Raw genomic sequence first — 22957 nt, forward strand, 5'->3', positions numbered from 1 at the left:
GTGGAGTGCGCAGGTGCTCAGAAGACGAGCACCGCACGCGCGGAGTCGGAGTTGTCGTGCTGCCGGTAGGAGTTGGTGATGTCCGTGAGACTGATGCGCTCGGAGATCAGGGGATCGACCTGGATCAGCCCCCGGAGGTACATGTCGGCGTATGCGGGGACCTCGTGCTTGAATCGTGTCGAGCCGGCGTACACGCCACGTATCGTCTTTCCGCCGGCGAGGAGTTCCTGTGCGCTGATCATGGCCAAGGGAATGAGCTTCGGCGCAGCACCGATGACGTACGCGCTGCCGCCCGGCGCCAGCATCCGCAGCGCCTGGTTCGTCGTCAGCTCGGCGCCGACGACCTCGAACGCGTGGTCGACCCCCTCCGGGATGATGGCGGCCAGCTGCTGCAGAGCATCGGCTCCACTGGCGTCGATGGTGTCCGTTGCGCCGAACAGAGTTGCACGCTCCAGGCGGCCCTTGCTCAGGTCGATTCCGATGATGCGTCCCGCGCCGCGGAGACGGGCACCTTGGATCACGTTGAGACCGACGCCGCCGCATCCGATGACGGCAACGGCCTGGCCCGGGTGGATGTCTGCCGTGTTCAGAGCTGCGCCCATCCCGGTGACCACGGCACAGCCCAAGACGGCCCCGACCTCGAACGGGACGGCGGGGTTGATACGGACGAGGGCGCGTTCCGGGACGAGCGCCTGCTCGGCGAATCCTCCGATTGAAGCCACCGCCGTCACGGGCTGACCCGAAGCGGTGAGGCGGGGGGCCAGTGCGGGGTCGCGCTCAAGGATGTGATCGGTCTCGGAGCGGGCCGCGCAGAGCCACGGCCGGCCCGAGCGGCACAGTGCGCAAACCTCGCACGCCCCTGCCACGCAGGTGCTGACGTGGTCGCCGACCGCGACGCCGCGCACGAGTGGGCCGACATCCGTGACCACGCCGGCGACTTCGTGGCCGCACAGGATCGGCAGCGACAGTCCTCGATCAGCGGTCGCGGTCAGCAAGTCGGAGTGGCACAGACCACTCGCACGGACTTCGATGCGGACTTCGTCGCCGATCGGGTCGGCGATCTCGACGTCCTCGATGTCCCAGGTCCCGCTGAAGTCGCGCAGCAGTGCGGCCTTCATGGTCATGAGCTCACCCCGATCGTGCGCCGGCTGGGGGTAAAGGTGACGGGCATCGACTGAGGGCCGACAATGATTGACGCGACGTCCCGGTCAGCCTCGGAGGCCCGCGTCCAGAGGGTTGCCCCCTTGGGCTTGAGATCGGGCATCCGGCGGACGATCTGCTCGAGCATCACATTGAGCTCGAGGCGGGCGAGGTGGACGCCGAGGCAGAAGTGGGGTCCGAAGCCGAAGGCGAGGTGGTTGTTCGGTGAGCGGGTGATGTTGAACGTGAGCGGGTCGGTGAAGACGCGAGGGTCGCGGTTCGCCGCGCCGAGGAAGGACGCGACCTTCTGGCCGGCCTTGATCTCCTGGTCGCCGATCACGGTGTCCTGCGTCGCGGTACGGCGCTGATAGACGATCGGCGTGACCCAGCGGAGCATCTCCTCTACGGCCGAGGGAACGAGCTCGGGTTGCGCCACGAGCCGGTTCCACTGCTCGGGGTTCTTGAAAAACGCGTCCATCCCGCCGGCCAGAACGTTGCGCGCGGTGTCCACCGCGCCGCCGAAGAGCATCAGGAAGTCGAGGAAGAACTGCATCTCGTCGCTCGGCTTGCCGTCGACCTCGCCGTGGGCGTATCGGGTGACTGCATCGGCGCGGGGGCACTGCATCCGGTCGCCGCGCACGGACATGGCGTAGGCGTAGAGCTCCTGTGATGCGGCCAGGCCGTCTCCGGAGGTGGTGTCCTCGGCGTTGGCGACGCGGTCGGTGATCTCGTAGAGGGCCACGCCATCAGCGCGGGAGATCCCCAGCAGATCCGCGGCGACGAAGCACGCGAGCTCGCCGGCAACGTCGTGGACGAAGTCACATTCGCCTGCCTCGATGACCTCGTCGATGACGCGCTCGGCGAGTTCTTGCACGTGATCGGCCTGCTCGCGTACGACGGCGGGGGCGAGCTCCTCGCCGAGGAACCGCCGGTGTGCGGTGTGATGCGGAGGGTCACTGCAGATCAGGTGTGGGTGGTCCTCGTCGCCGGGGGCGAACGAGTCCATCACTGTGATCGTCGGGTGCGAGCTGAAGAGCTTCGGGTTCGAGTGGACTGTCTTGACGTCGGCGTAGCGAGTGAGCGCCCAGAACCCCGGACCGTCGTTCGGTTCGGCGTGCCAGTGAACTGGGTCGTGCTCCTGCAGCCAGAACATCTGGTCGAACGGCTGGCCCTGGTCGTATGCTCCGGGGTCGAGCAGATTGATCTTCATGATTCCTCCATCAGGGCTTCTTGTGCGGCGCCGCGGTCGGCATATGGGGTGTTTCGGTCGGCGGCTCACGGAATCAGCACCGCCCGGCCGGTGAGTGACCCCGCCTCGACCGCGGCGATGGCCTCAGCGGCTTGGTCGAGCGGGTAGGTCTTCGTCTCGGCGCGGACGGCGCCGATCCGGCCGAGGTCGAGAACCTCGACCAGCTCGGCCCGGGTGCCGGCGGACACCCTCTTGAGCGAGACCTCCGGCGACACGGCGGAGACGGAGGTGGCTTGGAACGGGATCTGCCCTCCGCCGAGTCCGGCGACCACGATCTGGCCGCCTCGGTTCGTCACGGCGGCGCCGAGGCTCAGAGTCGAGTCGACGCCGACGAAGTCCAGCACTGCGGTGACATTGCGCCCGTCCACCATGTCCAGGACGGCTGCGGTCTCGTCGCCGTCGGCGGCTATGGCCTGGTGTGCGCCGAGCTTGAGAGCGAGCTCGACGCTCGCCGGGTTACGGTCGACCGCGAGGAGTTGCGCGTCTGTGCGGTGAGCGAGGATCTGGAGACCCAGGTGGCCCAGACCTCCGACGCCGATGACGAGGATGCAGCTCTGAGTGGGGGCAGCAGGGTGGAGGGAGTTGATCGCGTGCAGTGCTGTCAGTCCCGCATCGGTGAGAGGGGCGGACGTGACGAGGTCCAGGCCCGCGGCATCCGCAACGGCGTCGGCCCGCAGTGCCACGTAGTCCGCCATGCCTCCGTCGAAGTGAGTCCCAAGACCGAGATAGGGGTTGCGGCCGGGCTCGCCTCGCTGGCAGAGGTTGTCCTCGCCGCGAGCGCACCGGCGGCAGTTGCCGCAGCCTCGGATCACGTAGGCGGCGACTTGGTCGCCTGACATCCACCGCGTCACGTCAGGCCCGACCTCGACGACGGTTCCCATGATCTCGTGGCCCAGCGTGACAGGCAGCGGCATGGCGAGCACGGGCGGCGCGGTTCGGATCATCACGTCGCTGTGGCAGATGCCGACCGCAGCGACCTTGACCAGGACCTCGTCTCGGCCTGGTGCGGGAATCGGGACCTCGACCAGTTCGGCATGGCCGGCAGTCAGGATGCGGTACGCGCGCATCGTTGAGCTCGTCATCGAGCGACGTCCTTGGTCCTGAACCGGATGGGCAGCTGGTTGATTCGGTTGACGGCGGGCACGGGTAGGGGCCTGACCGCGCTCCTCGGGACAGTGAGCTCGAAGTCCGTGAAGGTGTCGAACAGTGCGTTGAAAGCGATGTGAGCTTCGGCGCGGGCAAGGTCCTTGCCGATGCAGAAGTGCACGCCGTGACCGAACGCCATGTGCGCCGAGGCATCGCGGTGGATGTCGAAGGTGTCTGGATCCGGGAAGCGGGTGGCATCACGGTTCGCCGGACCCCAGCCGAGGCGGAGCCGTTCGCCTCCGGTGACGGGACAGCCCGCGATGTCGGCGCCTTCGCTCCGAACGGTACGGGTCGTCCATCGGGACGGCGAGACGAACCGCAGGGCTTCCTCGACCATGTTCGGAATCAGGTCGCGGTTGGCTTGGACCTCAGCGAGCTGCGACGGATTGTCGAGGAGCGCGAGGAGCCCGCCGGCGAGCAGGTTGCTGGTGGTGTCGTTGCCTGCCACCAGGAAGATCCGGATGATGTCCAGGATCTCGGGAACGCTGAGAGGTCGCTCCCCGTCGATGCTTGCGAGGACCAGTTGGCTGATCATGTCGTCGCCCGGGTTCGCGCGCCGCTCTTCGATGATCTCGGCGAAGTAGTGCTGGAACTCGACGTAGCTGAGCTTGCACTCTCGCTTGAGCTCGGGCGTCAGCACCATGTAGCCGGCGATCGTCAGGACGATGTTGTCCGACCACACCTTGAACTTGGACCGATCAGCACGGGAGATGCCGAGCGCGTCGGCCATCACATACATCGGCATCAGCTCGGCGAACTGGTTCACAAAGTCCATCCGACCCGCGGTAGCGACGGTCTGGAGGAGATCGTCCGCGATCGCTCGAATGTTCGGTGCGAGGCCATTGACGACTTCGGGGGTGAACGCCCGATAGACCAGTTTGCGGAACCGCGTGTGCTCCGGCGGGTCGCTACTGGTGATCGTCGCGACCTCGGGATAGCCGGTCGCGGCGATCGCCTCAAGTTCAGGGTCGCCTTCGCCGAAGATCGGCCGGTGGCTGGAGAAGTCCTTGACCCGGACGGAGGCGGCGCGTACGTCGTCGTACCGGGTGAGGATGTACCCGGACTCGCCGGGCAGCTTCGCGACCGGGCACCCGGCCTGTGAGGCGCGGAAGAACTCTTCCGGGTAGGCCCAGAAGCTCTCATCGACGGTGTCGAGGTCGTTGGACGTCATGATCTTCCTTGGGTGAGTTCGTGTGGGATGGCGGATGTTGCTCAGCCGCCAGGGACGAGAGAGCTAGCGCGAGTGAGCTGCTGTCGGAAGTGCGCATAGCGCGAGGCGGCACCCAGAAGGACGACGCCAACGAGCTCGTCGGCGCGGTAGTAGCCCATGACGGCGTCGCCGGTGAGGTCGCCTTCGAGCAGCCGGACGTCGTGAAGTCCGATTCCGGGGAGGCCGAAGGACTGGATCTTGTGCACGCCAAGGTGGCTCCAGAACGAAGGGATCGCGTCGAACTCGTCTGGCCGTTCTCCGCTTGCGAGGAGATGCCTGGCGAGGTTCGAACCCGCGAGGCGACCGGTGTCGACGGCCACCGCCCAGTGTTCAAGTCGACGAGCTGTCTCATCGCGCGCGAGAATCGGGAAACGCGCGACATCCCCGCACGCGACCACGTCGTCCCGCCCGTCGACACGGAGGCACGAGTCGGTGAGGACGCCGTCGGTGAGGTCGAGATCGTTGCCGACCAGCCACGCCACGTTTGGCTCACTGCCCACGGCTTCGACGACGACGTCGGCGTGCAGCACGGATTCGTTGGCGAGCATCACGCCACTGACCTGTTGGGAGCCGAGGTAGGCGATCGGCGAGGTGTTGGGATGGAACCGGACACCCATCTCGATGAGGCGGCGCTTGACCTCGGTTCCCACTTGGTCGCCGAGCGCGTGTGCAAGGGGGGTTGGCTCCGGTGCGATGAGATCGACTGCTACGCCCATGCTGGCGGCCGCCGCGACCATTTCGCAGCCGATGAATCCTGCTCCCACGACCACGACGCGGCGGGCACCGCGAAGGGCTTGGGCGATGGCAACGGAGTCGTAGAACGTCCGGAGCCTGTGCCGGCCGGCTTCCGGGCCGGGAAGTCGAAGGGCACGTGGCCGGAGTCCGGTCGCGATCACGAGGCCGCTCCACGCGATCTGCTCGCCCGTGCCAAGCTCGACGGCTCGGTGACTCAGGTTCGCCTGCACGACTTGTGTGCCGAGTCTCCACTTCACGTCGTCGCCTAGCCGGCCGAGAGCAAGGGACTCCGGCATCGCCCTGTCGGCCGCGATGTCCTTCGAGAGAGGTGGGCGGTTGTAGGGGAGGTGGGGCTCTTCGCCGACCAGGACAAGCTCGCCTTCATACCCGGCCCTTCGCAGCGATTCCGCGGCCCGCAGCCCGGCTAGGGAGGCGCCGACGACAACGACGCGACGTGGGGCGGTGATCGCCGTGTCGTCGGACAGGCTGGTCACTGGTGGGGGCCTTTCACAGCGCGGATCGCCTGTACAGGGCACATACCGATCGCGTCTTCGACGTCGTCGTGGACCTGGGCTGGCAGGACGTTGGAGGTGTACTCGTCCTGAGCCTCGGACCGGAAGGAAAGCAGCCCGTTTGAGTCGAGCGAGAACACGTCGGGGGCGACGAACGCGCACTGACCGTGGTTCTCGCACGTCTTGAGGTCAACTGCGATCTTCATGGCGCAAGTTCCTTGTCGTGAGGGAGCGCCATGGAGCGCTCGAGGGTGTGGAGGTTCGCGTCAGCCCATGCGGTGACGGTGGTGGGAACCGACTCGAATCTCTCGATGTCCACGAAGAGGCCCCGGATGGGGACCGACGCGCCGAGCTCCGAGAGGAGCGGTGTGAGCGTGTAGTCGACGGCCATGGCGTGGCGGGGCCCGGCGCCGGTCATGACCGGCAGCGCCGTCGTATCGCTGAGGGCGTTCGTGGCGTAGCGGTCGAGGAACGCTTTCAGGAGGCCGGTGTACGAGCCCTTGTAGGTCGGGCTGGCCACCACCAGTAGGTCGGCAGTGGCCAGGTTCTTAGTAGCCGCGTCGAGCGCTTGGTCGGACGGCCGGAAGATTGCGTCCGCGTGCTCGCAGAGGTCGAGCGTTCCGAGGTGCCGCGCGCCGGTTCGGTGCGAGACCGCTTGGGCGACAAGGTGCGCCAGGGCGAGGGTCCGCGAGTGGCGCCTCGGGTTGCCCACCAGAACCGCGAGCCGAGGAACCGTGTTCTTCTTGATCACGCCGTCAGTGTGGTGAGCGCCACATGGGGCGGGCTTGGGGAAAAGTACCCCCTTGGGTACCCGATCGAGCCAGGTACTCAGGCGTGCCTCGGAAGGTCAGGCGCGGATGACGCCCACCACCCTGTTGGCGAATCGCGCGTCGGTCAGCAGGGCAACCTGGGCCCGCGCGCACCTTGCGAGGTGGTCGTCGAGCTGCGACTTGAGATGGCTGCGGAACAGAGCAACATACGTCGCCAGCGCCGGCTTCGGCATCGACGCGAGTCGTCCAATCCGGTCAAGGGCGGCGGCGAGAGCGGTGTCATGGTTCCCGCTGCCCTCACCGAGGCCCCACCGCTCCGCGAGCGCTGCGTCGATCTGCGGTTGCTCGGTGAGCAGATGCCAGAGGATCGCCGGGTTTCGCTCGTGCAGGAGCAGCTCACCGCCAGTGCCTGGGATCAGGCCGACACGGCCCCAGCCCTGCATCATCCAGCCCGCGGGACCGAGCATCCGGCTGTCGCAGGCAAGTGCGATGTCCATCCCGAGGCCGATCGCCGGCCCGTCCAGAGCGGCGACCGTCGGGACCGGGAGGTCGAGCAGCGCACGGATGATCTGCTGCGGCACCTCTTCGATTGTGTCTTGGATGCCGTCAGGGCCGGCTTGGCCCTGGGCCACCACGCTCATCAGGTCGGCGCCGGCGCAGAAGGCGCCGCGACCGGTGAGGACGAGGCCGGTCATCGCTGGGTCGGCGGAGAGACCGCGGATGACCTCGGCCAGCTCCCCGAGTTGCGGGAGGGTGAGTGCGTTGCGCTTCTCGGGACGGTTGATGGTGAGAAGGACAGTGGTGTCGTGGCGGACAACGTCGAATGTCATGATGGGCCTCGTTCGGAAGAAGTGGCGTCCGCGATGCCTGACGAGCAGCGAATGGCGGCCTGGTTGGTTGGCTGGAGTTGAAGGTATGGGGGGCTGTTACCAGCCATGGAGGGTCACCGCAGGTTGGTCAGGCATCGAGTCAGCCAGGCCAACATGTCCCGGCGACTACTTCGGCTGAGGTAGGTGTCGGTTGCGCGGCGGTCCATTCCGTGGGGGGCACCGGCGTACACGCGTAGGTCCGTGGGAACGCCCGCGTGGACCAGACGACGTGCGAGCTCCACTGCCTCGTCGTGCACGATGTCCGCCGATCCGACGGAGATGAACGTCGGTGCCAGGCCGCGAAGGTCTTCGCCTCGGGCTGGCGCCGCATACTCGGGGACGTCATCGCCGCCATAGAGGTCGCCCAGGTAGCTTCGCCATCCGAGATCGTTGCTCGCCGGGTCCCAGACTGGCACGTCTGTCCAGGAACTGGATGGTGTGATCTGTCGGTCGTCGATCATCGGATAACTGAGCAGCTGGAACGCGGGCGAGATGGCAGCACCGGAATCGCGCAGGTACAGGCCCATGGCCAGAGCGAGCCCTGCGCCGGCGCTCGTCCCGAGCAGGCCGACGCTTTGCCGGAGCACCCCGAGCGATGACGCATTTTCGGTGACCCATCGAAAGGCGGCGAGACAGTCGCCGAGAGCCGCTGGGTAAGGGGACTCGGGGGCGAGGCGATAATCCACGGACAGGCCGACGACGCCCAGCTTCTGGCACCACGCATCGAGGCGCTGGTCCTCGACTTCGTAGGTCCCCAGGATGAAGCCACCGCCGTGGATGGCGAACAGGCAGGGCACGGCGCCTTCCAAGTTCGTCGGTCGGTGCACCCGGAGGAGCACAGACGGCTCATTCCGACAGCCTGGCACCTCAACGTCGAAGCGCTCGACGTTGGGGGATGGCCGTGCACTTCGTGATGCGCGAACGAGACCGTCGCGCAGTCCGGGAAGATCGGCACTGGTGACGCCGAGAAGACGAGCGGGTCCCCTTGAGAGGGTCTCAAGGAACTCGGGATCGACAGCCGGAGCTCGGTGCATGCTTTGCATCGTAGGAACGGGTAACCGTGCCGCCCAGAGGCTCGAGAGCAATCGGGTATATGAGGGGGTACTTTGCCCCGCGCCCGCTGATGTGTCGCTCACCACACTGGCTGACGTGATCAACTTTCCAAGCTCCTTCGGTTTCCCGGGGTCGACGTCATGACTGGGAGCTCAGTCGTGAACGCGGACGTCGACGCCGGGACCTTCCGATCGGTCCTGGGCCACTTCTGCTCGGGCGTCACCGTTGTCGCGGCTCTGCAGGGTGACGAGCCCGTCGGACTGACCTGCCAGTCGTTCTTCAGCCTTTCGCTGGATCCGGCTCTCGTGGCGTTCTCAGTCAGCCGGACGTCGACGACCTTCCCGGCAATCCGCGAGGTCGGTTCCCTTGTCATCAACATCCTCGGTGCTGATCAGGAGGAGATGAGCAACGGGTTTGCCCGTTCAGGCTTCGACAAGTGGGCCGGCGTCGAGTGGCGTCCTGGCAAGGTGGCCGGCCACCCCGTCATCAACGGGGTCGTTGCCCATTTGGAGTGCGACATCCGGGACGTCATCGATGCAGGGGACCACACGCTGGTGATCGCGGAAGTGCGTCACCTCGAGGCCCGATCCGGGATGTCCGACGAGCCAGCGGCGCATCCGGATCCCCTGCTGTTCTACCGAGGCCGCTATTCGCGCCTGGCATCCGACTGCTAGCGGACCGGCCGGGTGCGCTGGCCCACCATCGCCGGCTGCTCCGTCACGCGGATGGGTGTCGGAGGACGCAACCCGCCTGCGCACCGTGCGACGGCTCCGCGCGAATGAGTTGCCTGCCTGTTCTCGGTGAGCACAGCCATTCCATCGAAGTACGAAAGAAAGAAAGGCTCTGGACAGCAGATGACCGATATCCACGGCGTATATCCGCCCCACGCCGACCCCGCCACCCGGGCCCTCGAGCAGTACAAGGACCGGACGATGCCGCTGGTCGAAGGCCTCCGGCTCGGGCTGTTCCTTCCCAACGAGTCATGGGCGGAGTTCCCCACCCTCGCGCCGACCTCGACGGAGTGGACGTACGAATACATCTGCGAAGCAGCGCTACTCGCCGAGTCGGCGGGCTTCTCGTTCTGCCTGCCCGCCGGTCGATGGAAGGGCCTTCAGGGCGACGACCTGAACTGGCGCGGGGCAAGTTTCGACACCATCACACTCAGCGCCGCCCTCCTGCAGGCGACGAGCCGCATCTCGGTCCTCACGACCATCCACACGAACGTCTTCAACCCCGTGGTCGCGGCCAAGTTCGGCGCCGACATGGACCAGATCGGTCGCGGCCGCTGGGGGATGAACATCGTCAGCGGCTGGGGTGTCCACGAGTTCGCGCCCATGGGCATCGAGCTTCTCGATCATCAGGAGCGCTACGCGTACACCCGCGAGTGGCTCGACGTGGTCCGCGGACTGTGGGAGCACGGCGTCTTCACCTACCGTGGCAAGTACTTCACGATCGAGGAAGCGACGGCCTGGCCCCGTCCGGTTCAGTCCCCGCGTCCACTCCTGGTCAACGCCGGTCAGTCGTACACGGGGATGAAGTTCTCCGTGGAGCAGGTCGACTACGCGTTCACCTTCCCCGCGAACCGAGCCAAGCTCGATCAGATCTGCGCTGAAGTCGGGCGGGAAGTCGGGTTCATCGGCACCTTGCGAGTCATCCTAGGAGACACCGACGAGCACGCACACGCCATCGCCGCAGACATCTGCGCAAAGGCGGACAAGTCCGCGCTTCGGCAACATTACATCGCCGCTGGCGCCGCGACCGCGGAGACCGTCGACGACCTGCTGAAGACCCAGGCCGACTACGACAAGTACTTCCTGCAGGACGCCTTGATCGGCAGCCCCGCGACAGTAGCTGAGACACTCGCGGAATGGGCAGTTGAATACAAGCCGAGCGCCGTGACGCTCCTCTTCTACAACTGCATCGAGGACGTCGACACGTTCTCTCGGCACGTGATCCCTGACCTCGCGAAGCGCCTCGACGAGGCTGGCTTCCCGCTGATTCTCGAGAACGGTACCGGCGACGAATACACCAGCGCTCCCGGACTGGGCTGAGAAACCGTTCTCCGATCGATTGTGAGAAATCAAGTGACATCTCGAACCTCCGACAACGCCCTGCTCACTATTGAGCAGGACGGACCCGTCTGTGTCATCACGCTGCGCCATGCACCCGTCAATGCCATGAGCTCTCAACTCCGTGCAGGGCTCACGGCGGTGTTCAACTCGCTGGTCACCAGCGATGCCGCTGTCGTGCTGTTGCGCGGCGAGGGCAAGGGTTTTTGTGCGGGCGCTGACCTCAAGGAGTTCGCGGGGCGGCGTGGAGACACGGCCCGGACGAGCGACTCGCTCAGCAACGGCCAACGCTTCTGGGAGTCGGTGTACGACATCCAGATCCCGGTGGTCGCCGCGATGCATGGGTTCGCCGTTGGCGCTGGCCTCGTCCTGGCCTCCATGTGCGACATCAGGCTCGCTTCGCAGAGTTGCATGTTCTCGATGCCGGAGATCGCGGTCGGTATCTCCGTCGCCGGTGGTGGTGCTCAGATGCGGCGGCTCGGACTTCGGGAAGGCTTCATCCGCGATCTGATCCTGAACGGGCACAAGATCGACACGGCGGTCGCGGCTCGGGAGGGCCTGATTGACCACGTCCTGCCCGACGAGGACTTCGCTCAGGCGAGCCTGGAGTGGGCAACGGATCTGGCCAGGCACGGGCGAGACGCGCTACTGGCGATGAAGACTGCGCTCAACCTCACCGAGTCGGTCCCTGACTGGCGGGCAGGCAACTCGCTCACTCGGAGCCTCTCGCTGGGATTTGTCGAGACGAAGCTCGCCGAGGAACGAGCGACGAGGGCGGATGCCGGAGCCAGCGCATGAGTACGACAACGGTCGTCGATGTCGACGGAGCGCGGTGGATCAGGTTCAACCGTCCGGAGAAGCGCAACGCCCTGACGCTCGACGACGTCGCGACCATCCGCGGCGCGATCGTTGACCTGCCTCGAGATGTCCGCTGCATCGTGTTCGCAGGGTCCGGTGGTCACTTCTCCGCCGGGGCTGATGTCGCCGCCTTCCAGGGTGAGTCAGGTGCCGGGCGGCTGGAGGTCGCGGCATCGAGCGTAGGTCAGCAGATGCTCACCGAGCTACGGACGTGTCAGGTCCCCACGATCGCTGCGATCGAGGGCTATTGCGTCGGCATCGCCATGGACATCACGGCGGTGTGCGATTTGCGTGTCGCGTCGACGACAGCCTTGTTCTCGATGCCGGAGGTCAAGATCGGGCTCCCCGTCGTCGGCGACGCCGCGCTCTTCGAGCGCTACATGGGACTGACTCGTGCGAAGGAAATGCTGCTGACAGGACGGTTCTATCCTGCTCGCGACATGTGGCACTGGGGCTACCTGAACCAGCTCACGGAACCTGACTGCGCGGAGACCGAGGCGTCGACCTACGTCGAGGAGTTCCGAGCGTTGCCGCCGCGCACACTCGCGGCACAGAAGCGCATTTTCGAGGCATGGCTGCAGCTCCCACATCGCGATGCGGCACGGATGAGCATTCTCGAGTACGCAGTCACCGTTGCACATCCCGAGACGTCCGAGTGGATCGCCACCTACAAGACCAGCTCCGCGCAACGTCGCGCGAGTGCAGCGATGAGCCCAGAGGCAGGACCGTCATGAACGTGAACGGCAATTCGGAACCCCTGGCGGGTGTCAAGGTTCTCGACTTCAGCCGAGTCGTGGCCGGCCCCCTCTGCGGGCTCTACTTTGCTGAGCTCGGGGCAGACGTCGTCAAAGTCGAGGCGCCAGGAGGAGACGAGAATCGCAAGTGGGAGCCGGCCCTCGACGGCACGAGCGCCGGGTTCGTGTGCATGAATCGCGGCAAGCGCGGCATCACCCTGAACCTGAAGAGTGACGCCGGCCAGGGCCTTCTGCAGAAGCTGGTCGCGAGCGCTGACGTCCTGATCGAGAGCTATCTGCCGGCTGATGCCGAAGCGCTCGGACTCTCTCACGAGGCGCTGATCGCGATGAACCCGGATCTGATCCACGTCTCGGTGAGCGCCTACGGGAGCAGCGGCCCCATGGCCAACCATCCCGGCTATGACCTCCTGCTCCAGGCCTTCACCGGCATCATGCAGATCACGGGCGAGGTTGATGGGCCTCCGAACCGAGCTGGCGTGTCAGTCGTCGACCTCTCGACGGGGATGCTCGCCTTCGGAGCAGCAGTGACCGCACTGTACGCGCGAGCAACGGGGGCACGGCGAGGCGAGCATGTGCAGTCGTCGCTTCTGCAGAGCGGTCTCGCTCTGATGAGCACTCACGTCGCAAACCTCGCGATCGGGGGAGCAGAGCCTCGCAGGCAGGGCTCCGGATTGTGGTCGCTCGTTCCTTACCAGGCCTTCAAGGCGTCCGACGGCTGGGTCTTGGTGGGCGTCACCAATGATGCCGCGTGGCAGCGATTCTGTGCAGCAACAGACCTCCGGGGTCTTGCCGAGAATCCTGCATACGCGACAGCGCGCGGCCGGATCGATCACCGTGACGAGATCGTTTCTGCCATCCAGGCCTTCCTCAGCGGCCACGCGGTCGAAGAAGTCGTCGCGATCCTGGAACCGGCGCGTGTACCCGTCTCACCCGTCAACACCGTCCGCGAGGTGCTGGAGCACGAACAAACCCGCGCCATCGACGCCATGGTTCCCGTCTGGGGAGGCGAAGGCCGGAGGGTCGAGCTTGTTGGTCACCCCGTCACGTACGCAAGCCGACGCGTACCCAGTCCGGCGACTGCGCCGGCTCTTGGCCAGCACACGAGCGCCGTACTTCAGGAGTTGGGCCTCACCGACGTCGACATCAAGGAGCTCGACGCGGCGAACGCATTCTGACCCGATACATCACCTGCACAGCACTTCCTAGTTTGAAGACACGAGGAGCACCTCACATGCCGACCACTGCCATCGACGAGCAGCAGCTTCGTGCGGCCGTCGCCGACGCCAACGTCCCGATCCTGCTCATGCTGCTGGTGCAGCTGACGGGCGACCTGCGATGGCTCGAGGCGCCGTACACCCCGAGCCGCACCGTCGGCATGGAAGAAAATGACGACGGTGGGCTCAGTCCCGAGCTTCAGGAAGAGGTGCGCTCGGCCGCTGCCGAAGCACTCGTGAAGTGGTCGCGGGACGGCGACATCGTACTCAAGGTGCCGGACGACGACCTGCTCATCCACATGCTCAGCGTCTGCATGGGGGAGCCGCTTCAGGGTCTGTCCGGCGCGCGGATCTCCGCTGCGCTCCGCGCGGCCATCGACCCTGAGGCGGACAAGGTTCCACGGGTCGACGTGCCTGCCGGCTTCCGGGTGGCCATCGTGGGCGCGGGATTCTCGGGGCTGTGCATGGCGGTGAGGCTCAGCCAGGCCGGAATCCCGTTCACCATCTTCGAGAAGGCTGAAGACGTCGGCGGCGTGTGGTGGTCGAACACCTACCCGGGTGCTGGTGTCGACACCCCGAGCTACCTGTATTCACTGTCTTTCGCGCCGTTCGAATGGAAGCACTACTACGCAGGTCGCGCCGAGGTCCACGAGTATCTGTGCCATATCGCTGACCGCTTCGATGTTCGCAGGCACATCCAGCTCGGGACCGAAGTGGTGCGTGCGGCGTTCGACCCAGACGGGCAACGCTGGATGGTCGACTACTGTAACGCCGACGGCACGCCCGGCAGCGGGACCTTCAACGCCCTGGTGAGCGGCGTTGGCATCTTCAACCCTCCGACGATCCCAGAGATCAAGGGGCGCGAGACGTTCGCCGGTCGGGCCTTCCACACCGCTGAGTGGCCCGCCGAGATCGACCTCACCGGAAAGAAGGTGGGCGTTGTCGGCAATGGCGCCAGCGCAATGCAGGCCGTTCCGGCGATCGCTCCGGCCGTGAAGCAGCTGACAGTGTTCGCACGGTCACCTCACTGGGTAGCGCCCTTCCCGAAGTTCAAGCAGGCCATTCCGGAGAACAGCGCCTACTTGCTTCGCACGGTCCCGATGTACCGAGCGTGGTTCCGCGAGCGACTCGGGTGGATCTTCGGCGACCGCAACTTCGCGTCGATCCACAAGGACCCGACGTGGGACGACGGTGGTCGAACGATCAACACCCAGAACGCCGCACACCGCAGGTTCTACGAGAAGTACCTCCAGAGCAAGCTCGGCGACCGCCCGGACCTCCTCGAGAAGAGCCTCCCCGGCTTCCCGCCGTACGCAAAGCGCATGCTGCTCGACAACGGCTGGTACGACGCACTCAAGAGGGAGAACGTCACCCTCGAGGTTTCACGGATCGCAGAGATCCTGCCGAACGGAATCCGGACGGAGGACGGCACCGAGTATGACCTCGACGTGATCGTCTTCGCGACGGGCTTCGGCGTGACCAGGTTCGTCTCGACCTTCGACGTCGTCGGTGCCGATGGTCAGACGCTGGAGGAGGCGTGGGACGGCGACGACGCACGAGCCTACCTCGGGCTTGCGGTTCCCGGGTTCCCGAACTTCTTCATGATGTACGGCCCCAACATCAACGGCGGTGGCGGCAGTGTCCTCGGCCACCTCGAGGCGCAGACGCACTACGTCATCGAGCTCCTGCGCGCTATGGTCTCGGCCGGCGCCGCATCGGTCGACGTACGTCCCGATGTCTACGAGGCGTACGCCGCGAAGGCGGCCGAGATCCACGACGGGCTCATCTACACCTTCGACGGGGTTAACACCTACTACCGCAACTCCAAGGGACGCGTCGTGGTCCAGAACCCGTACTCCAACACCGAGTACTGGCTGATCACCCGAACGCCCGACCTCGCGCACTACGTCACGGCGGATGACAACGACAACGTCGCCGTAGGGAGCTCGGCGAGGTCATGACGATCGGGGTGACCAAGGCGGGCATCGACCTCGGCATCGTCACCCGCGACCTCAAGGCGCTGGTCTGCTTCTACAGGGACGTCGTCGGCCTCGAGGACCTCGGGTCGGCCCGGACACGCTCGACCGCCGGTGGCAAGGTCCACACCCTCCGCTGCGGAGAGTCGACGATCAAGCTGATCGAGTACGCCGAGGCCCCGGCAGCGTCGCCGGCGCGAGGGCCTGTGTACGCCGCAACGGGCTATCGGTACTGGACGATCACGATCGACAACCTCGAGGAGACGGTGGCGGCGTGTGTGGCCGCCGGACGTGACGTCGTCGTTCCGAGCAAGGAGATCGGACAGGGCATCCGCGTGGCAATCGTCGAGGACCCGGACGGGAACTGGATCGAGTTCCTTGATGCGTCGATCTGACCTGTGCCCTCCTGCGGCATCGTGGGCCGAGGGGGCTCACACCTTTCCGCCCGCGCGGCACCAGGTGGAGGTCAGTGGGACGACCATCAGCTATCGCAGTTGGGGCACGGGCCGACGCACGCCGCTGGTGCTTCTCCACGGGAGCGGGGCGAACTCCGCCTGGTGGGACCATCTCGCCCCGATCCTCGCCATCGAGAGGCGCGTCGTCGCGCTCGACCTCTCGGGCCACGGGGACAGCGACCGGCGCAACCGCTACGGCTACGAGATGTGGTCGCGCGAAGTCGCCGCCGTGGTGAGGCACGCGCGTTTCGAGCTCCGCCCGGCGATCGTCGGTCACAGCTTCGGCGGGGGAGTGGCCCTGCGCACGCTACAGCGGTTCCCCGATCTGTTCGTGTCGCTCACTACCGTCGACTCGCCGCTTCGGGTCATGTCCGTTCCAAGCTGGCAACAGAAGCGAGACCGATCGCTCCGCCCGCTGAAGGTCTATCCGAGACGCGTCGATGCGCTTCGTGCCTTCCATACGGTCCCCGCACAGCCCGTCTGCGATGACCTGCTCCGGCACGTTGCGGAGGAGTCGGTTCGAGCGGTCGCCGGAGGATGGAGCTGGAAGTTCGACCCCAAGGTCTTCGACCGGCCGCAGTTTGATCCCGCCTGCCTCGAGCCGGTCAGTGTTCCGGTCACCGTGATCCGTGCCGAGCACGGCTCCATGTCGCCCTCCATGAGTCGCTCGATCGCACAGATCTTGGGTCCTCACGTCCGGGAGATCGAGATTCGATGTGCACACCACCACGTGATGTTCGACCAGCCGGCGGCCCTGCTCGCCGCGCTCGAGGAAGTGACCCAAGATCTCGACCATGCGCTGAACCGATGGCGTCGCACCCGTGCCTAGAGGAACTCCAATCGGCAACGACCAGCGAATGCTGCTCTGGCAGCGCAAAGGTTTCCATGACGAGGTTGGAGTTCTGGGAGCTTCGACGATCTTGTGCGCAGAGTCGGCGTCAGCGAAGCTGTCGCGTCCCAGCGGCTTCGGGAACTCGTGAGCGCCGGAGTGCTCGCCAAGCAGCCATATCGTGAGCCCGGCCAAAGGATCCGGTTCGAGTACGTCTTGACCGATTCCGGCCATGAGCTGCTTCCGTTGGTGCTGGCGCTCGGCCGCTGGGGTGCCAAGCACATCCCTGGTGGTGGACCGCAGTTGACCCATGTGGGTTGCGGTGAGCAGGTCGACCTCGTCGCGCGGTGCGCTGCCGGCCACGAGGTATCTGAAGAGGACATACTGGTGACGGGGCGGGCGGCCCGTGTGTCTTCCTGACCGGCCTGGGTTCAATTGAGGGGCGTGTTCATCGCTGCCTGGATGTCAGTGGGACTCAGAACACGGTTGTAGACCCTTGCCTCGTCGATGAGGCCGGCGAAGTACTCGCCGTAGGGGGTGTTGCCGCCGATCGAGAGTGGGTTCGAGGTGTTCTGGATGGTGCCGGAGGCGGCGATGCTGGTGACCTGGACGCCGTTGACGTAGAGGCGCATCGTCGTGCCGTCGTAGGTCATCGCGACGTGGGTCCATGCGTTGACCGGGCTGGCCGTGGGGCCGCTCAGCCAGGAGGTGCTGCCGCCGACGGTCGCGCCGCCGGAGGGACGTAGGGCCCCGGTGCTGTTGCTGGCGTTGAGGAAGTAGGCGTCGGACTCCTTCTGCATGATGGTGCGCCACCCGCTCTGGCTGAGCGTCGGCTCGATCCACGCCATCAGCGTCATCGCCGAGGTGAGGTTGAGCGAGGCAGAGGCAGGGACGTTGACCCGCGCGTTGGTGCCGTTGAAGCTCAGCGCGCCGCCGTACTTCCCGCCGACCCAGGTGGCGCCGGTGATCGTCCCGGTGTTGCCGTTTCCGGAGACGTCGGCGACGGTCGAGCCGGAACCAGCGTCGAAGGTCCAGCCGGCGACGAGACCCGCCGGCACCGCGGGACCCGCGGGGGTCGTCGCCGACACGATCGTCGAGTAGGCGCTGGCGTTGCCCGCAGCGTCGAGCGCCTTGACCCGGTAGCTGTAGCTCGTCGCCGGGAGGACGGCACCGTCGGCGTACGACGGGGTGGTCGGTGTGCCCACGGACGAGAACGTCGTGCACCCGGTGCCCTGGCAGCGCTCCACGACGTACGACGTGACGCCGACGTTGTCGGTCGATGCCGTCCACGCCACGTTCATCAGCGTGCTGGCGCCAGCGCTGACGGTGAGCCCGCTGGGCACCGTCGGCGGGGTGGTGTCGGGCACCGACGGGGTCGTGACCGTCACGACCGAGGAGTAGGTGCTGAGGTTGCCGGCAGCATCCGTCGCCCGCACGCGGTAGCGATACACCGTCGACGCTGCTGTGGTGGTGTCGGCGTACGACGTCGTCGTCGGCTGAGCGATCTCCGCGAAGCCGGTGCATCCGGAGCCCTGGCAGCGCTCCACGCGATAGCCGGTCACGCCGACGTTGTCTGTCGACGCCGTCCACGCCAGGTTCACCCGCGTCGGGCCGGCCGCCGCGGCGGTCAGCCCGGTCGGCGCGGTCGGTCGAGTGGTGTCGGCGGCCGCGGTCCGGGCCGAGACGATCGCCGAGTACGCGCTGAGGTTGCCGGCGGCGTCGGCGGCCCGCACGCGGAAGCGGTAGACCGTGTTGGCGGCGAGGCCGGTGGAGGACGACGTCAATGACGTCGTCGCATCGACCTGGGCCCAGGTGGTGCAGCTGGTGCCGCTACAGCGCTCGACGCGGTACTGCGTGACGCCGACGTTGTCGGTCGACGCGGTCCAGGCCAGGTTGATCTGGCTGGTCCCGGCCGGGGTCGCGGTCAGACCCGTCGGTGCCGTTGGAGCGGTGGTGTCAGGTGCCGTCGGTGTGGTCGCCGTCGCCGTCGCCGAGTACGGGCTCAGGTTGCCAGCGGCGTCCACGGCCCGCACGCGGTACACGTAGGTGGTGTTGGCGCTCAGCCCGGTGTCGCTGTAGCCGAGGCCGGTGGGGGTGCCGACCTGGGTGAACCCGGTGCAGCCGGCGCCCGCGCAGCGCTCCACCCGGTAGCCCGTGGCCGCGACGTCGTCGGTCGCGGCGGCCCAGGTCAGGGACACCGCAGTCGGTCCCGTCGCGGTCGCGGTGAGGCCCGACGGTGCCGTCGGAGGGGTCGTATCAGGGGCGGGTGTGGTCGCCGTCGCCGTCCCTGAGTACGCGCTCGCATTGCCCGCTGCGTCGACGGCCCGCACGCGGTACAGATAAGTGGTGTTGGCGCTCAGGCCGGTGTCGCTGAAGCTGAGTCCGGTCGCAGTGCCGACCTGGGTGAAGCCGGTGCAGCCGGCGCCCTGGCAGCGCTCCACCCGATAGCCGGTGACGGCGACGTTGTCGGTGGAGGCGCTCCAGGACAGGTTGACCTGGGATGCGTTGCTGGCGGTGGCGGTGAGGGCGCTCGGGGCGGTTGGCGCGGTGATGTCGGGTGCCGGAGGCACCAGCGGGTTGTTCATCGCCGATTGGATCTCGGTGGCGGTCAGTGCGCGGTTGTAAACCCTTGCTTCGTCGATGAGGCCGGCGAAGTACTCGCCGTAGGGGGTGTTGGCGCCGATCGAGAGTGGGTTCGTGGTGTTCTGGATGGTGCCGGAGGCGGCGATGCTGGTGACCTGGACGCCGTTGACGTAGAGGCGCATCGTCGTGCCGTCATAGGTCATGGCGACATGGGTCCACGCATTGACGGGGCTGGCCGTGGGGCCGCTCAGCCAGGAGGTGCTGCCGCCGACGGTTGCGCCGCCGGAGGGGCGCAGCGCCCCGGTGCTGTTGCTGGCGTTGAGGAAGTAGGCGTCGGACTCCTTCTGCATGATGGTGCGCCACCCGCTCTGGCTGACCGTCGGCTCGATCCACGCCATCAGCGTCATCGCCGCGGAGACGTTGAGCGACGACGAGGCAGGCACGCTGACCCGGTTGCTCACCCCGTCGAACCGCAAGGCGCCGCCGTACTTGCCCGTCGACCAGGACGCCCCACCGTTGATCGTGCCGGCGTTCCCGTTCCCCGACATGTCCGTCACCGTGGATCCCGACGTCGCGTCGAAGGTGTAGCCGGCTACCAGACCCGGCACCGGCGGCGGGGCGGCGTTCGTCGTCGCTGTGGCAACATTCGAGTAGTCGCCGACGTTGCCCATCACGTCAGCCGCACGGACGCGGTACTGGTAGGTCGTCGACGGCTGGAGACCCGTGTCGGTCATGCTCGTGCCCGTCGGCGCCGTCGCCAGCTGGACGAAGTTCGTGCATCCGGCCCCCTGGCACCGCTCGACCTGGTAGCCGGCGACGGCGTTGTCGTCCGTGGACGCCTGCCACCCCAGGTCGATGCTGCTGAAGCCGCTGGACGCCGCCGCGATGAGGCCCGCCGGCGCGCTGGGTGGCACCGTGTCGGCGATCACCGGCAGGTTGACGCTGCGCGAGGCCGACAGGCCGCTGCTGTCGGTGGCCGTCAGGATGATCTCGTAGCTGTAGGTCCCGATCGCGCCGTGGTTCTCGGCGACGAAGCTGCCCGAGGAACCCGTGCCGCCGACGAACGTGTGGACGTGCTGGTTGTGGTGCAGGAGGACCGTCCAGCTGAGCGCGCTCGCAGGCAGCGCACCCTCCTCGGGATCGTTCGCCGAGCCGGAGAACGTCACGGTCTGGCCCGGTTGCACCGAGGTCCCGTCCGTCGGCGTGGAGATGGTGGGCACCGGCGGGGTGCTGTTCACCGTGACCCTCACCGTGGCCGTCGAGGAGCTGCCGGCGCTGTCGGTGACCTTCAGGCTCGCCGTATAGGCGTGGACGCCACTGACCGTGTAGGTGTGCGCGGGGTTGGCCTGGGTCGAGGTGGTCCCGTCGCCGAAGTCCCAGCTGTAGGTCAGCGAGCCGCCGGCCGGGTTGGTCGTGCCGGCGCTCGAGAACGAGACGGCGAGCGGCGAGGCGCCGTAGGTCGGCGTCGCTGTCGCGGAGGCAGCGGGGCCGTTGGAGCGGATGCGGTTGATCTGACCGGTCGTGAACGACAAGTAGTAGAGCAAGCCGTCGGGGCCCACCGCCAGCGAGACGGGTGCTTGCACGTTGGTGGCGAACGTCTGGATGCCCGTTGGGTTGTGCGCGCTGTCGAAGGTGACCCGCTTGATCCAGTTGCCCGTGTAGTCGGCGTAGAACCAGTTGTCGCGGTACTGCTGCGGATAGGCGGTCCCCTCGTAGAACGGTCCGCCGATCACGGCCGTCGAGCCTGTCGAGTGGTTGTAGGTGTCGTAGGGCATCGTGACCGAGCTCTGCGCGAGGTTCGCGCAGACGGAGGTGGTGCTGTAGGTCGTGTTGACGGAGTTGCCCTCCCAGCACGGCCAGCCGTGGTTGGAGCCCTTGGTGCCGTGGTTGACCTCCTCCCACGTGTTCCAGCCGACGTCACCGAACCAGATGTCGCCCGTGCCTGGCTGCACGTCGAAGCGGAACGGGTTGCGTACGCCGTAGAGCCACACCTTGGACCGCACGTCGTTGGTCCCGTCGTAGAACGGGTTGTCGGTCGGCGCGGTGCCGTCCTTGTTGATCCGCATGATCTTGCCGTTGGCGCTCGTGAGGTCCTGGGCGCGCAGGGGCAGCGGATCGGTGGCCCCTCCGTCAGCCCCGTCGCCCATGCCGACGAGCAACGTGCCGTCGTCGAGGAAGCGCAGGTTGCCGATCGAGTGGCTGCCGGCATCGGCCGCCAGGCAGTCCGCGCCGGCCGGTTGCGCACTGCAGGGCGGTGTGCCGACACTGCCCATGATCACGGTCTCCCCGGGCAGTGCGACGTCGGGGTTGGACGGGTTGGCCGTCACTCGGGTGAGCCGGGCTGTCTTCGCATTCGTGTCGTTGGGATCCCCGGCGTTCTCGTACGTGTAGCTCATGTACACGTAGCCGTTCGAGGCGAAGTTGGGATCGAGGGCGAGACCCCAGAACCCGCGGTCGTCGAAGGTGTTGACGTGGCTGCTGAGGTCGATGAACGGCGTCGGCAGGAGCACGCCGTTCTTGATGATCCGTACGACGCCGTTCTTCTGCCACACGAACATCCGGCCGTCAGGCGCGAACGTCAGCCCGACCAGGGTGTACGGCGACACCGTCGCGACCGTCTCGGACGCGAACCCCGGATCGGTGAACGTGTCGGCGGCGGCGGGCGACGCTTCGAGCACTGTGGCGCCGACCGACACCACCAGGCCCACTGCCACGATGGCGAAGGCGATCAACCCGCTCCACACGCGCCGCCTACGCACCTGCATCGCCGCTCGCCTCGATCTGTCGGCTGTGCGACCGCTCCCAGCCGCAATGACCGGCACGCTACGCACGGCGACGTCGGGTTGGCACCATCAAAACAAGGGAAACTCTCGGTCGCATTTGCACGATGGCCAGCCCGAGGGGTGACAAAGCCGGCGATGTGTGTTGAGACTGCTGGTGAGGTTCGGGCCTCGCAGCCGGATCGTCCTGAGCAAGGGGACGACGCACTTGCAGCTCTCTTGGGGGTTCGAACCAATGCGGCCACGGATCGCTGTCGTCATCGTCGCCATGCTTGTCGCGGCCACCGTTCTGCTGACCTCGGTCCAGCTCGGAGCGGGGGCGGGGAGCGCCAGCGCCTCGGTCGGCTCGGTCGCCGCGACCGCGCCGGACCCGCCGTACTTCGCTGACCGCATCGGCGGCACCGGCAAGCCGGTCTTCATCTTCTCCGCCGAGGACTGGGGCATCCTCTCGCTCGGCGGCACTGCGGACGGCAGCGGCGACTACAACGCCTCCTACGACCACTACTTCGCCACTCGTGCGGCCCAGGGCTACAACGGCGTCGAGGTCTCGATGTTCTCCCAGACCAACCTGGCCGGTGGTCACAACGGTCCTGACGGCGACGGGGTCTACCCGTGGGGGACCAGCTCGCTCGACCCGACCCAGGCGCCGAACGCGACGTTCTGGGCGCGGCGTGACCACTTCGTCTCGCAGGCGGCCGCGAAGGGGTTCTATGTCTTCCTCAATGCCTCCACGGCGATGCTGGACCAGGGCGCT

General features: G+C 66.8%; 20 protein-coding genes. 10 read left to right on the forward strand and 10 right to left on the reverse strand.

Annotation, left to right across the window (positions count from 1 at the left end; all coding sequences use genetic code 11):
* Window positions 1-17: 17 nt before the first annotated feature.
* From ACYQ1K_RS24825 to ACYQ1K_RS24865, 9 genes are all read right to left on the reverse strand, one after another.
* Window positions 18-1124: a zinc-binding dehydrogenase gene (locus ACYQ1K_RS24825; protein WP_459986151.1), complete on the reverse strand. Its 1107-nt coding sequence runs from the start codon at window positions 1122-1124 to the stop codon at window positions 18-20.
* Entirely contained in the window at window positions 1121-2350 is a 1230-nt protein-coding gene (locus ACYQ1K_RS24830) for a cytochrome P450 (RefSeq protein WP_459986152.1), read from the reverse strand. The genes ACYQ1K_RS24825 and ACYQ1K_RS24830 overlap by 4 nt, the downstream gene beginning before the upstream one ends.
* Before the next feature lie 65 nt (window positions 2351-2415).
* Window positions 2416-3471, reverse strand: a complete 1056-nt coding sequence (locus ACYQ1K_RS24835) for an alcohol dehydrogenase catalytic domain-containing protein (protein ID WP_459986154.1) — start codon at window positions 3469-3471, stop codon at window positions 2416-2418.
* Window positions 3468-4706 carry a cytochrome P450 gene (locus tag ACYQ1K_RS24840; protein WP_459986156.1) on the reverse strand — a complete coding sequence of 413 codons (1239 nt, stop codon included), beginning with the start codon at window positions 4704-4706 and terminating at the stop codon, window positions 3468-3470. Before ACYQ1K_RS24840 ends, ACYQ1K_RS24835 begins: the two co-directional genes overlap by 4 nt.
* Before the next feature lie 41 nt (window positions 4707-4747).
* A complete protein-coding gene (locus ACYQ1K_RS24845) occupies window positions 4748-5974 on the reverse strand; it encodes an NAD(P)/FAD-dependent oxidoreductase (protein ID WP_459986157.1) in 1227 nt (408 codons plus the stop codon).
* Entirely contained in the window at window positions 5971-6198 is a 228-nt protein-coding gene (locus tag ACYQ1K_RS24850) for a ferredoxin (RefSeq protein WP_459986158.1), read from the reverse strand. The genes ACYQ1K_RS24845 and ACYQ1K_RS24850 overlap by 4 nt, the downstream gene beginning before the upstream one ends.
* Window positions 6195-6743 (reverse strand): NADPH-dependent FMN reductase, encoded by a 549-nt coding sequence (locus tag ACYQ1K_RS24855; protein WP_459986159.1) that lies wholly within the window; start codon window positions 6741-6743, stop codon window positions 6195-6197. Before ACYQ1K_RS24855 ends, ACYQ1K_RS24850 begins: the two co-directional genes overlap by 4 nt.
* Before the next feature lie 96 nt (window positions 6744-6839).
* A complete protein-coding gene (locus ACYQ1K_RS24860) occupies window positions 6840-7592 on the reverse strand; it encodes an enoyl-CoA hydratase/isomerase family protein (RefSeq protein ID WP_459986160.1) in 753 nt (250 codons plus the stop codon).
* Window positions 7593-7705: 113 nt separating this feature from the next.
* A complete protein-coding gene (locus tag ACYQ1K_RS24865; protein ID WP_459986162.1) occupies window positions 7706-8470 on the reverse strand; it encodes an alpha/beta hydrolase in 765 nt (254 codons plus the stop codon).
* A 354-nt stretch (window positions 8471-8824) separates the two neighbouring features.
* On the opposite strand from ACYQ1K_RS24865, the gene ACYQ1K_RS24870 reads away from it, so the two are divergent.
* The 9 genes from ACYQ1K_RS24870 to ACYQ1K_RS24910 all read left to right on the forward strand — a co-directional run bounded on the left by ACYQ1K_RS24870 (window position 8825) and on the right by ACYQ1K_RS24910 (window position 17260).
* Complete coding sequence (locus ACYQ1K_RS24870; RefSeq protein ID WP_459986163.1) at window positions 8825-9358, forward strand: flavin reductase family protein; 534 nt, start codon at window positions 8825-8827, stop codon at window positions 9356-9358.
* A gap of 180 nt (window positions 9359-9538) precedes the next feature.
* Window positions 9539-10735, forward strand: coding sequence for an LLM class flavin-dependent oxidoreductase (locus tag ACYQ1K_RS24875; protein ID WP_459986164.1), 1197 nt, complete (start codon window positions 9539-9541; stop codon window positions 10733-10735).
* A 33-nt stretch (window positions 10736-10768) separates the two neighbouring features.
* Window positions 10769-11551, forward strand: a complete 783-nt coding sequence (locus ACYQ1K_RS24880; RefSeq protein ID WP_459986165.1) for an enoyl-CoA hydratase/isomerase family protein — start codon at window positions 10769-10771, stop codon at window positions 11549-11551.
* Window positions 11548-12345, forward strand: coding sequence for an enoyl-CoA hydratase/isomerase family protein (locus ACYQ1K_RS24885; protein ID WP_459986167.1), 798 nt, complete (start codon window positions 11548-11550; stop codon window positions 12343-12345). The genes ACYQ1K_RS24880 and ACYQ1K_RS24885 overlap by 4 nt, the downstream gene beginning before the upstream one ends.
* Window positions 12342-13541 carry a CaiB/BaiF CoA transferase family protein gene (locus ACYQ1K_RS24890; protein WP_459986169.1) on the forward strand — a complete coding sequence of 400 codons (1200 nt, stop codon included), beginning with the start codon at window positions 12342-12344 and terminating at the stop codon, window positions 13539-13541. Before ACYQ1K_RS24885 ends, ACYQ1K_RS24890 begins: the two co-directional genes overlap by 4 nt.
* 56 nt (window positions 13542-13597) lie before the next feature.
* Entirely contained in the window at window positions 13598-15541 is a 1944-nt protein-coding gene (locus ACYQ1K_RS24895; RefSeq protein WP_459986170.1) for a flavin-containing monooxygenase, read from the forward strand.
* Window positions 15538-15951: a VOC family protein gene (locus tag ACYQ1K_RS24900; protein ID WP_459986171.1), complete on the forward strand. Its 414-nt coding sequence runs from the start codon at window positions 15538-15540 to the stop codon at window positions 15949-15951. Before ACYQ1K_RS24895 ends, ACYQ1K_RS24900 begins: the two co-directional genes overlap by 4 nt.
* The gene (locus tag ACYQ1K_RS24905) at window positions 15938-16840 is read left to right on the forward strand and encodes an alpha/beta fold hydrolase (RefSeq protein WP_459986174.1); all 903 of its coding nucleotides are present in this window, start codon (window positions 15938-15940) and stop codon (window positions 16838-16840) included. The genes ACYQ1K_RS24900 and ACYQ1K_RS24905 overlap by 14 nt, the downstream gene beginning before the upstream one ends.
* Window positions 16841-16933: 93 nt before the next feature.
* On the forward strand, window positions 16934-17260 hold the full coding sequence (locus ACYQ1K_RS24910) for a winged helix-turn-helix transcriptional regulator (protein WP_459986176.1): 327 nt from the start codon (window positions 16934-16936) through the stop codon (window positions 17258-17260).
* An 11-nt stretch (window positions 17261-17271) separates the two neighbouring features.
* On the opposite strand, the gene ACYQ1K_RS24915 is transcribed toward ACYQ1K_RS24910, so the two are convergent.
* Window positions 17272-22188 (reverse strand): LamG-like jellyroll fold domain-containing protein, encoded by a 4917-nt coding sequence (locus tag ACYQ1K_RS24915; protein ID WP_459986177.1) that lies wholly within the window; start codon window positions 22186-22188, stop codon window positions 17272-17274.
* A 250-nt stretch (window positions 22189-22438) separates the two neighbouring features.
* Between ACYQ1K_RS24915 and ACYQ1K_RS24920 the strand changes: the two genes are divergently transcribed.
* The coding region (locus ACYQ1K_RS24920; RefSeq protein ID WP_459986179.1) for an apiosidase-like domain-containing protein at window positions 22439-22957 on the forward strand (519 nt) is incomplete at its 3' end.

The organism is Nocardioides sp. AN3 (assembly GCF_054653495.1).